The 11,065-nt window shown below is 51.1% G+C and carries 10 protein-coding genes; all 10 read left to right on the forward strand.

From position 1 onward, the window contains the following. Positions 1 to 1,759 (forward strand): tetratricopeptide repeat protein (locus LLG96_15860; GenBank protein ID MCE5251683.1); only part of this gene is annotated, 1,759 nt, incomplete at its 5' end. Positions 1,760 to 1,868: 109 nt separating this feature from the next. After that, positions 1,869 to 3,482 (forward strand): TonB-dependent receptor, encoded by a 1,614-nt coding sequence (locus LLG96_15865; protein ID MCE5251684.1) that lies wholly within the window; start codon positions 1,869 to 1,871, stop codon positions 3,480 to 3,482. A 113-nt stretch (positions 3,483 to 3,595) separates the two neighbouring features. Next, the gene (locus tag LLG96_15870) at positions 3,596 to 4,372 is read left to right on the forward strand and encodes a MotA/TolQ/ExbB proton channel family protein (GenBank protein ID MCE5251685.1); all 777 of its coding nucleotides are present in this window, start codon (positions 3,596 to 3,598) and stop codon (positions 4,370 to 4,372) included. Positions 4,373 to 4,376: 4 nt separating this feature from the next. Beyond that, a complete protein-coding gene (locus LLG96_15875) occupies positions 4,377 to 4,778 on the forward strand; it encodes a biopolymer transporter ExbD (GenBank protein MCE5251686.1) in 402 nt (133 codons plus the stop codon). A gap of 301 nt (positions 4,779 to 5,079) precedes the next feature. Next, positions 5,080 to 5,859, forward strand: coding sequence for a hypothetical protein (locus LLG96_15880; GenBank protein ID MCE5251687.1), 780 nt, complete (start codon positions 5,080 to 5,082; stop codon positions 5,857 to 5,859). Positions 5,860 to 6,004: 145 nt separating this feature from the next. Beyond that, entirely contained in the window at positions 6,005 to 6,631 is a 627-nt protein-coding gene (locus LLG96_15885) for a hypothetical protein (protein ID MCE5251688.1), read from the forward strand. Then, positions 6,628 to 8,628: an excinuclease ABC subunit UvrB gene (gene uvrB, locus LLG96_15890; protein ID MCE5251689.1), complete on the forward strand. Its 2,001-nt coding sequence runs from the start codon at positions 6,628 to 6,630 to the stop codon at positions 8,626 to 8,628. Before LLG96_15885 ends, uvrB begins: the two co-directional genes overlap by 4 nt. A 173-nt stretch (positions 8,629 to 8,801) precedes the next feature. Then, a complete protein-coding gene (locus LLG96_15895; protein MCE5251690.1) occupies positions 8,802 to 9,464 on the forward strand; it encodes an endonuclease III domain-containing protein in 663 nt (220 codons plus the stop codon). Continuing rightward, entirely contained in the window at positions 9,461 to 10,594 is a 1,134-nt protein-coding gene (locus LLG96_15900; protein MCE5251691.1) for an MFS transporter, read from the forward strand. The genes LLG96_15895 and LLG96_15900 overlap by 4 nt, the downstream gene beginning before the upstream one ends. 300 nt (positions 10,595 to 10,894) lie before the next feature. Next, the coding region (locus LLG96_15905; GenBank protein ID MCE5251692.1) for a hypothetical protein at positions 10,895 to 11,065 on the forward strand (171 nt) is incomplete at its 3' end.

Below are 11,065 nucleotides of genomic sequence, written 5' to 3' on the forward strand. Positions count from 1 at the left end.
TTACCAGGCAGCCCTCATTGCGTTCACCGAGGTTACCGATTCGTATCAGAAATCTTCATCATATCCGGTTGCGCTGTTTCAACGTGGATTCTGCGAGTTTTCGCTCGGAAGGTACGAAGATGCGAAAAGAACTTCCGAATCGTTTATCAAATCGTTTCCCAACCACAAACTTGCTCCCGAGGGAACGCTTATTCTGGCCGAATCACAATACCGTCTCGGCGATTTCGGGGGCTCGAAATCCTCCTATACGAATCTGTTGAGCCAGTACCCCGAGAATCCGAAAATGGCACAGGTTCTGTACGGTGTAGGATGGTCGTCGTTTAAAACCGGAGGTTACGACAATGCCATCGAGGTGTTTTCCCGCCTTGTCGACCGGTTCCCTAAATCGGAGCTTGCGCCCGATGCAGCATTCCGTATCGGTGACAGCTACTTTGCGAGCGGCAGGTTTTCACAGGCCGTGACCGCTTACCAGAAGGTGCTCGGCAGTTACCCGAATGCGTCCTTCGCCGCCCATGCCGCATACCAGATCGGACAGGCATATTTCCGCATGGAGGACTATACCCGCGCGATAACATCATACGATGCGGTGCTGTCGCGTTACCCAAAATCCGAGTTTGTGGATGATGCGAAAAACATGAAGGGAATGAGCCTCTTCAAACAGGAACGGTATGAAGACGCCATCGCGGTATTCAGAACGGTTGTTAAGCCATCCGAACTGGCCGACGAAGCCTTATACCGTATCGGCACCTGCTACTACAACATGGGCGACTTCGACCGCGCCAACGAGACGTACCGGAGGGTCATGGATGAATTTCCGAATTCTGCAATGGTGAGCGAGGCGATTACCGGAATGATGGATTCCTACATGTCGAGAGGTCAGGTCGACAAGGCGATAATGCTTGTTGATGATTACCTTTCATCCCAGCCGAAGGGAAAACTGGCCGATGCCATGCTCATGAAAAAGGGAGACCTCAATTATACGCTGAAAAAATACGATGATGCGGTTGCGGCATACCGGAGGCTTGTAAACGATTACCCGAAAAGCGATCGTGTTCCCTATGCGCTCTACTGGATCGGTCTCACTAATATGGAGAAGGGTGATTCCGCAGCCGCGACAGCAGCTTTTGAGGAACTCAGGTCTAAATTTCCCGCTCATGACTACGGTACGCTTGCCGGTATCAAGCTCGGAGACCTGAAACTCGACGCCGGTCAGTACGAGGATGCGATACGTTATTTCGATCAGGTTGCCGCTGCTCGCCCGGATGAGGCTGTCGGTTACGAAGCGGTTTACAAGAAGGGACTGGCGCTTCTTAAATCGGGCAATTCAGCCGATGCGGAAAAAACGTTCAGTGATCTCATCACCCGCCGTCCCGATGACATCATGGCACAGAAAGCCCGGCTCGAACTGGCGGAAGATGCCATTAAACAGGGAAAGGGAGACGAAGCGGTCTCTCTGGCCGAGTATGTAATTGAGCATGTTGTCGACGATAACGCCGCCCGTGCCCAGTATATCATCGGCAAACGATTCTTCGCGGACGGAAACTACCAGCGGGCATATGATGAGCTGATGAGGGGAACCATCCTCTATAAAACCTATGATGAATGGGTCACCCGTTCAAAAATATTGATTGCACAGTGCCTGGCGGCTCTCGATAAGAAGGACGAGGCTCTCAGGATGCTCGATGACATACTCGAGGCGCATCCCCGCGATGAATTCGGCCGTGAAGCGAAAGAGATACGGGCACAAGTGGCGAAGTGACAGGATAAAAAGGGACTGAGTGGCAAAGGGACAAAAACAAAGTTTTTTCTTCCATTACCATATGCCTTTTACACCATTTTTATATAATTACCTTCAATCTGGATTGACAGTGAAAACGAGTGTAGTTGCCATAGTCGTTATAGTGCTTTCTGTTTCGCTGGTTTCCGGGCAGGCCGAAACTCCTGATCTGAAACTTGATGTTTACCAGATTGTGGGGAAGGACACACGGGTCTTTACCATAACCGGCGACCGTTATTCGACTGTATCGTTCGTGAATGTGCCGGTTGTTCAGACTCCCGAGGAACGCTCGATAGAAACTTCCAAAGGACTTATCGGCGAGGACGAACGGCTTGTCCGGGAGGAAGTGTTTTTGCTGAATCGCGGCGTATACGGGAATCTTGACGCTGAAAGCGGTATAAAAACCCCTCTGATACTATGGGCGAAAGGCTCAGCCGACCTTGGAAAACAGGCCGGTACACTCGTTGTTTCGAATCGCATGGCCAATCAGCATACCCCGTTGAATGAAGCCCCGCTGATACAGGATGTGGAGGCTGCCGGATATTATGACGGGTCGTTCGCGCGGTTGTCGGTCGATGGCATGTTCGGCCGTGAGGACGATGAGCTCGATGGCAGGTTTTTCCGAAATCACGACCGTAATGTCGGCCGTTATCGCGCCGGAATGACCATGAGAATGTCACCTCTTGAAACATGGGACGCCTCGGGACGTCTTACAGTCATGGGCGCATCGTATAAGGATGCCGATATTCTCCGGACCGAAGAAAATGAATTCGTTTTCGCCGGCAATGGCAGGATTACAGGGGATTTGGGTTCCACGACAGTTGTTGCCCATGCATCGGGAAGCCGTATCGAGCTTGGTGATTTCATGGGAACCATATTTTCTGCGGACGGTGTCGGGGAATGGCTGCTCGGCGACAGTTTCGGAGTGAAGGCCGGTTTCGCTTTTTCGGCGTCACGGCTTCCCGATGAAGATACCGTGGTCCGTCTGTATCCGCGCGCCGGGATTGACTGGGCTCTTTCTCCGGACATGTATGTCAGGGCGGATTTCAAATCGGGAGTCAGTGAGTATTCATTTTCACGGCTCTATGGTCTGAACGGTCTGATAACCTACGATGTTCCCATGCTTTTCGAGGACAGGAAGATCGATGTTTCGGGAGAGTTCGGACTTTCGCTTCAGGATGGGATTAACATGTCTGTCGGCGGATTCTATATAAGCAGTGAGAATATGCCCGTATTCACGAGCTGGATGCTTCCCGCGGACAGTTCTGTGGTTTTCTACCGGATATTCGACAGCGGCGTTGTCGATATGGGCGGTATACGGCTGAAAGGGGAATATGACTCAGCGGGACACTGGGGTGTGGATGGATGTATAACGCTTACGAGCGCCACGTGTGATTCCACCGACAATGTCCCCTATATCCCCGGTATTGAAGCCGCATTGAACGGTTTCTACCTTTTCCGCCAGGTATGGAAATTCAGAGGAACGGTGCAGTTCTATGGTGAACACTATACAGAGCCGGAATCGGATAATACTGAAGATGCGTTTTTTACCGTTGACATCGGCGTCGACAGGGAGTTGTTCAGGGATCGTCTCGGACTCTGTGTCGAAGTGAGGAATCTTACCGGGGAAAAGGGCGCCTGGTGGACATCACCCTATCATATCCCCGGGATAGGTTTATATGCGGGATTGAAGGCAACATATTAACTATGTTTCTGGTTTGTGGTCTCTGGTTTATGGTTTAATCCGTATGATCCGTGACTTCTGCCTTTTCCTGATTTTTATGACATGATAAAATTCTGTAACGTACGGAGGATTTGATGGAGGATACGACACTTTTAAGTATAATCACCAAGGGCGGGATTCTTATGATCCCGATCCTGATATGCTCTGTACTCGTGGTTGCGTTTGCTATTGAACGGTATCTTACCTATAAGAAACTGTCGATCAGAATCCCCCAGTTCATGATGAAGATACGGCATCCGCTGAATAACGGAGATGTTCTCACTGCCATCAATGAATGCACGATAGTGAAAGGGCCTGTTGCCAATGTTATCAGAGCCGGTCTCGAAAAAGCCAAACTCGGCCGTGAGCGAATGAGGGAGGCCATGGAGACCGCCGGCAATGCGGAAACCTATTACCTCGAAAAGAATCTGAATGTCATTGCCACACTTTCGGGAATTGCGCCCCTCATCGGATTTCTCGGTACGGTTACCGGTATGATCAAGGCCTTCATGAAAATCCAGCAGCTTGCCGGGAATGTCAATGCCGATGTACTGGCCGGAGGCATATGGGAAGCGATGGTCACAACCGCCGCCGGTCTGTCGGTCGGTATTCCGGCCATGATTATCTATAACTACTTTATCAACCGGGAGCGAGAATTCATATTCCAGATGGAGAGCGCGGCTGAAGAAGTGCTCGATATGGTGAAGAAAGTCCCGGGGTCACCGGAAAAGCCGAAAGCACCCGGTGAAACCCCCAAATCGGCGCCGGTCGATCCTTTTGACAGCGGCGAGAACATACGGCTTGCCGGCGGCGGATCCGTCGATAAGGGAGACGCATTCAGTTCGGAGAATTATAATCCCGAGGAGGTTTGATCCTTTGAAAATAAAGGCGCACAGGGAACCGTTGACCACGTTTAACACGATTTCCCTGACCGATATCATTTTTCTCCTGCTCGTGTTTTTCCTCCTCAGCTCGACATTTGTACTGCAGCCGGGAGTGAAGGTTCAACTGCCCACAACGACATCGAGCGATATTTCGAGCGAGAAGAGCGTGGTGTTGTCGCTGGCGAAAGACGGCACGGTTTACCTCAACGATAACCAGGTAAACAAGATCGAGCTCGGGGCACGGCTCAGGCAGATGGTGCTTGATGTGGGAAACCCCATCATTGTGCTCCGCGCCGACAAGGCAGTTACCATCGAGAGCCTTGTCGAGGTTATGGACATCGCAAAAGCTGCGGGCGGAGACCGTTTTGTCATCGCCACGACACAAAAGGAATGAAAAGACTGGCAGAAGGCACAAGGTATAAGGGACATGAGTGCAGGGAAAAGAGGAAAAAGAATAACCGATGAGGATGAATATCCGAACGGTGCGATGTATATCTCGGATCGACTGTACTTATGACATGGCAAGACCCGATTACGTTTACATAGAGCAGAAATACTTATAATCTCCGAGATAGTAGTCGGGGCATGATTTTTCTTTAACAGGCCTTTATAAATCGTAAATCGTACTTCGTAAATAACTTTCCGATTAAAAGTGAATATTTGAATGCGAAATGGTGATAGACGGGTGATGACCGGTGAATCAAGACGGAATTGAGTATTCGAAAAAAGCATATATATATTCGGTGCTGTTTCATGGCGCCCTGCTTCTTCTGATGTTGAACATCAAGGTTTTTTTCGAGGTTGAGCCGCCGCCGTTTTATGAGTTGAATCTCGGCGCGGTTTCACGGGAGCGGATGGAACAGATAATCAATGAAGCTCAGCGCACCGAGGAAGCCAGAAGGCTGCGTGACGAGGGACTCACTCCCCAAGAACGCGTCGAGGTCCCCAAGCGTAAAATGATAGAGATCGAGGAACCGACCATTTCCGTATCCACACAGAACCGTATTGAGTCTCAGGATATCATTACAAAAGCCGAAAAACAGAAAATCGAGGTTCAGGTCCCTGCTTTTAAACTGCCTGAAGGTGAAAAATTCACCATGGACCGTAAAGAGGTCTACGAGGGTTCCAGAATAACAGTCGGAGAACAACCCGGTGCAGGTATCGAAACGGGGACAATAGGCGCCGATGTGGCAAAATATACCATCGAAGGGGAAGCGAAGGAACGCACGGTCATATACGATCCTCAGCCCGAATATGCGAAGGGGCTCAAGGATACGGCAAAAATCAGGATATCGTTTGCCGTGCTTGCGGACGGAACCGTGTCGAACACTGATATGTTCCCCGTGACCAAGGCGAATGCGGACCTCGAGGAGTTTGCCATGGTGTTTCTCAAATCATGGCGTTTCTCTCCGCTTCCGGCAGGCGATAACCGTATTCAGAAGGGTGTCATTACCTTCGAATTCACTCCGAAATAAGAACTTGTTTTCGGAATTAAAGCTGTTACTAACATTATTATAAGAGGATTCGACTGTGGCGATACGATCGGTTAGAGCGTTTATACGCATGCTGGCTGTATGTTTGTGTGTGGTGCTCGTTTTTTCGTGTTCCAAGGAAAAGGATATGCGGGAAGGGGTTCGCGAAACTCTTGGAGAACCCGATGAAATCCAAACAGGCGGTACGGGAGCATACAAGTATGAATTATGGTTTTACCTCAACAAAGACCTGAACAGAGTCTACGAATTCAGAAAATCCGCTTCGGGTTGCGGCGGGAGCGGGCAATGGTATGTCGAATACCTGTATTATGCCGATTACCATTTCGGAATGGAACTCTACGTGGCTCCCACAATCATACATGAACCGGTTAAAGCGGCTCCGATAGGACAGGATATCTCAATTACTGCTGAAATCACCGACGATGTACAGGTTGTCAGCGCCGATCTCATGTACAGGGCAATTGACGCTCCGGAGTATACACCGGTATCGATGTCGGTATCCGACACATTATATACCGCTGTCATTCCGGCATCCGTGGTAACAACAGCAGGGGTGGAATATTATATTCAGGCGAGTGACGGCCAGCATTCTTCGAGGCTTCCTCTGAATTATAACGATACGTATCGAATTACGGTGAAAGCGGCTACCACGAAGAAGACTCTTGGGCCCGTTGAATCAACCCGGCTGAAAGGAACTCCGGCGGTATCCATACCTGATGGAGCGGGTGTTGGAAGCTCTCCGTTGAAACCATGAGTGGGTTTAAGCTCAACAGTGATTTCAAGCCCCGAGGAGACCAGGGACCCGCCATCGATGCGCTTGTGGAAGGCATCGAAGCCGGCGAGAAATTTCAGACCCTCCTGGGGGTAACCGGTTCCGGCAAGACATTTACCATCGCCAATGTCATTGCACGGCTGAACCGTCCTGCGCTCGTGCTTTCTCACAATAAAACGCTTGTCGCCCAGCTTTATGGGGAATTCAAGGCGCTTTTCCCCGAGAACGCCGTCGAGTTCTTCATCTCCTACTATGACTATTACCAGCCGGAAGCGTATCTTCCCTCCACTGACACGTTTATCGAGAAAGACGCAGATATCAACGAGGAAATCGACCGTCTCAGGCTTCGGGCGACCAGCTCGCTCCTCGAACGGCGCGACGCGGTCATCGTATCGAGCGTTTCGTGCATATACGGTCTCGGCTCTCCCCGGGAGTACGAGCAGATGCACGTTATCCTCGAGGTTGGCGATCATGCCGACCGCGACGATGTTATCAGGCAGCTTGTCGATATCCATTACTCCCGGAGCGATTTCGGGCTCGAAAGGGCGAATTTCAGGGTAAGGGGAGATGTGCTCGAGGTCATGCCCGCCTACGATGAGCGTGTCATACGCATCGAGTTCTTCGGGGACATCGTCGAGGGGATTTCCGAGATCAACAAGGTTACCGGAAAAATTGTGGATATCCGCAGCAAGGTTGCGATTTATCCGGCAAAGCACTTCGTCACCACACGTTCTCGTATCGAGAGCGCGATAGCGGACATTTTAAAAGATCTCGATATCCGTGTCTCCGAGCTCGAACGAGAGAACAAGCTTATTGAAGCTCAGCGTATCGGCCAGAGAACCCGCTACGATATCGAGATGCTCCGCGAGATTGGTTACTGTTCGGGAATCGAGAACTATTCACGGTATCTTACGGGGCGTGCGCCGGGTGAACGGCCGTGGGTGCTCCTGGATTACTTCCCTGAGGATTATATCATGATTATCGATGAATCTCATGTGACGCTTCCGCAGGTCAGGGGGATGTATAACGGCGACCGCTCGCGCAAGGAAACGCTCGTCGAGTATGGTTTCCGGCTTCCCTCGGCGCTCGACAACCGTCCCCTGAATTACGATGAGTTTCTGAATTCCATCAATCAGGTTATTTTCGTTTCCGCCACACCGGCCGATTTCGAGATGGAAAAGTGTCACGGTGTCTTTGTGGAGCAGATTATACGGCCCACCGGCCTTATCGATCCCATGATTGTGGTAAAGCCCGCCACCGGTCAGGTGGACGATCTTCTCGGCGAGATACGGAAACGTGTTGCCGCGAACGAGCGTATTCTTGTGACCACCCTGACCAAAAAAATGAGCGAAGACCTGACCGATTATTTCGTCCAGATGGGTATCAAAGTGCGGTATCTCCATTCCGAGATTCAGTCGCTCGAACGCGTGGAGATTCTCCGCGGTCTCAGGCTCAGGGAATTCGATGTGATCGTCGGAGTGAACCTGCTCAGGGAAGGGCTCGATCTGCCAGAGGTTTCGCTCGTTGCCATACTCGATGCCGACAAACAGGGATTCCTGCGGAATGAGCGCTCGCTCATACAGACCGCGGGTCGTGCGGCCCGTAACATCAACGGCATGGTCATATTTTACGCCGACACCATGACCGATGCGATGCGCAGAACGATCGAGGAAACCAACCGCAGAAGAAAAATCCAGCGGGCGTATAACGAGAAGCACGGGATTACCCCTGAATCGGTGATAAAGAGCATTGACGATATCCTCAGAACCACGGTCATTGCCGACGGCACAAAGGCAACCGCGAAGGTCGAACGTGAGGAAGTGAATATCCTCGATCTCATGGATTCCCAGGAAGCGCTTGCTGCGCTCAGAAAGAAGATGAAATCCGCAGCCGACAAGCTCGAGTTCGAGGAAGCCGCCCGCCTGAGGGATGAAATCATGCGGATTGAGACCACGGCTAAACCGGGATTCCGGCGCTGATATAAGCTGTTTATAATCAAAATATTATTATTCAGTTCATTACATGTGTTTCATGATTTTTCCGGGTATTCGGATAATGAATTATCCTTGCAATTCCGCTTGAATTTGATTTAATTATTCCCTTCAATAATGCAAATATACATATACCTATAATCACTAATACCATGAGGATTTTGGAAAAACGCCGCCGTCTGCTCCATGAACTGTACGACGTTCTCGAACGGGCAATCGGCCCGACGCACTGGTGGCCTGCCGAAACGCCTTTTGAGGTGTGCATCGGCGCCATATTGACACAGAACGCCCCGTGGACGGGGGTTGTACGGGCGATTGAGGCTCTGAAAAACAGGGGCGTGTTCGATGCCGTATCGATCGCTGAGGCGGATGAGCGTGTGATCGCCGAAGCGGTCAGGCCGACGATTTACTACAATCAGAAAGCGCGGCGTCTCAAGGTATTCTGCAGGTTTCTTCTGGATAATTTCCACGGCGGTGTGGAGAACATGGCCGGTCTCGATTGTGCCGATGCGCGGAAGAAACTGCTCGCTCTGCCCGGCATCGGGTATGAAACCGCCGATTCGATGCTGCTCTACGCCCTCGGAAAGCCGATTTTTGTAGTCGATGCGTACACAAAGAGGATTTTTACACGGCATGGTCTTGCGGAGCCATCATGGGATTACGAAGAACTCCGCAGTTATTTTGAGGATGCGCTCGATCCCGATCCGGTTTTTTACGGCGAATTTCACGGGCTTATCTGCCTTTTGGGCGCTGAAGTGTGCAGACGTAAACCGCTTTGTGACGAGTGCCCTTTGTACGGTCTTTTAGGAAAACCTGTCGTATGAGATGGAAAAGAATACTGTTTCTCGCTTTCGGGCATATGGCTTCGGATTTATATCCGGGTATGCTTGCGCCGCTGCTGCCACTTTTAACGAGCCGGTACGGCTGGTCGCTTGCCCAGGCGGGATTTCTGGTCATGGTCATGCAGATTTTTGCCAACGTCGCTCAGCCCGTTGTCGGAATACTCAACGACCGTAAACCCCTCAGATGGTTTCTCTGGGCAGGCCCGCTCGTATCGGCGGTGCCTTTTGCCTTTCTGCTCTCCGTCCACCGGTTTGACCTGCTGATCGTTCTTCTCAGTATCGTGGGATTCGGGGTATCGATGTTTCATCCTGTAGGTGCCGTTGCCGCCGGTCATATAGCGCACGAGAACCGCAGGGGAATCTCCATGGCCCTCTTCTCGTCCGGCGGTTCGGTCGGAGTCACCCTTGCCCCGCTCGCGGTCGTCCTCGTTGTCAATGTGCTCGGTGAACGTACCATGCCGATCGTTGTTTTTCCTGCGCTCGTGATGGCGGTGTATTTCATCAGGGATAAACAGATTGTCGTAAGCGAACACCAACCCCTTGACATGAAAGAGATGTTCGCGAGTCTCATGGGCAGCCGTCGCGAGCTGTTCATGCTCTGGCTCGTATCGACTTTCAGGGCGATGGTATACAGCCTCGTTCAGGCGTTTCTTCCCATGCTCGCCATCGAACGCGGCGCCACATTCTCTCAGAGCGCGTATTACCTTTCAGCGATGCTGCTTGCCGGGATGGTAGGGCTGTTCATCGGCGGCCACCTGTCGGACAAGTACGGTCGCCGCAGAATCATGGCCATAACCATGATTGCCGCATCTCCGCTCTTTTATGCTTTTCTCTATACGACGGGTGTCATATCGACCGTATTATTGCTGCTGGGGATGCTCCTGCTTTCGTCGACCATTCCGGTGAACATCATCATGGCCCAGCGGGTTGCACCCAGGCTCGCCGGTATGGCATCTTCTCTCGTCATGGGCGTTTCATTCATGATGGGCGGTCTTGCCGCGCCGCCGTTCGGTGCCCTCGCCGACAAAATCGGCATTCAGGCGGCAATGAATGTCATTTTCCTGTTTCCCCTTCTCGGCGGCATTACTGTGTTCTGGCTGCGGAAAGAATAAAAAATTGGTTTATTGTTTGTGATCTCTGGTTTGTGGATGAAAGCTTTAACCCGGCATTGAATCTCCGGCCAAATCGGAGCCGGTCTATTATCATGAACCCCTGTGAGGTATGGACAGGGGGAGTGTAGTGCGGAAGGGGATGGGTTGTATTATCACTTATGCCTTATGCCTTATGCCTGTATTCTCTGCTTTACTTTCATGTATATAATACTTATATTTAGAAACTACATTTTCTGCGTCAGTCATGCATATTTACGGTCTTCCTAATAGTTTATAATTCTTTCCTCCGGAGGAGATGAAATGTCTGAAAAGTATGTGTATAAGTTTGGCGGCGGCAAAGCGGATGGTAATGAATCCATGAAGAACCTGCTTGGCGGAAAAGGTGCGAACCTTGCCGAAATGGCGGGTCACAAGGAATTACAGCTTCCTGTTCCGCCGGGATTTACTCTCACGACCGAGGTATGCACCTAC

The sequence above is a fragment of the bacterium genome (assembly GCA_021372535.1).
Taxonomy (GTDB): Bacteria; Latescibacterota; Latescibacteria; order Latescibacterales; family Latescibacteraceae; genus JAFGMP01.